This is a genomic window from Amycolatopsis halotolerans (assembly GCF_042647905.1).
Lineage (GTDB): Bacteria > Actinomycetota > Actinomycetes > Mycobacteriales > Pseudonocardiaceae > Amycolatopsis > Amycolatopsis halotolerans.
Genome location: NZ_JBHRWI010000065.1, coordinates 1 through 696, shown reverse-complemented (window position 1 = coordinate 696; position 696 = coordinate 1). Strand labels below are relative to the sequence as shown.

Genomic DNA, 696 nt, shown 5'->3' with positions numbered 1-696 from the left:
GGATGCGCGGGCCGATGACCACGACTGTGTGCTGCTGGAGGCCGTAGAACGCGGCCAGTCGCACGAGAGCCGGTCCGTGGGCGAGCCGGGCGGGTGCGAGGTCCCAGGCGCCGGGGTTGAAACCGATCCGGTCCACCCGGCCGAAGCGGTCGACGAGCGCGGCGGCGAGTGCGCTGAATTCCGTGACCGGTTCCCGCGAACGGGGCCACCAAGCGCCGTCGAAGCAGCCTTTCGCCGCGTGCTGTTCTTTGAAGCGCAATCGAGGTCCGAGACCGGGTGAGCCGATCACGGTTCCCGCGATGGTGTTGTCGGAGGCGTACTTCACGATGGCGCTCCTGTCCGGCCGGTCCTGGACCGTTCCGGCGGCGGCTGCCCGCGGCGGCGGGCCTGTCTCCGAAGCCTGCGCCGACGAGGAGACCGCCCGGCGGAATCGGGCGGATCTCCTTGTGCCGCGCCGGATCGGCGGACGGCGGCTGCCCCGTCGGCTCCCGAGTCGGCCGGGTTCCGTTGCCGCGAAACTATCGCCGGTGCGCCTGCTTGTCAGGAGTAGGCTGGCCGGACGCGGTGAAGGCGGTTCCGGTGAGCGTGGCACAGGCCGTGCTCCAGGACCCGCGCGGCCGCACTCTGGAGGGACCGCGCATGCAGGTCGAGATCAGCACCGACAACAACGTTCCCGGCAGCGCGGAGCTGAACCGC

The 696-nt window shown here is 71.3% G+C and carries 1 protein-coding gene; it reads right to left on the bottom strand.

All coding sequences use genetic code 11. The features are described 5' to 3' along the window. Window positions 1–325: DUF5994 family protein (locus ACFORO_RS40690; RefSeq protein ID WP_377896748.1), on the bottom strand; the 325-nt coding region annotated here is incomplete at its 3' end. Window positions 326–696 lie beyond the last annotated feature (371 nt).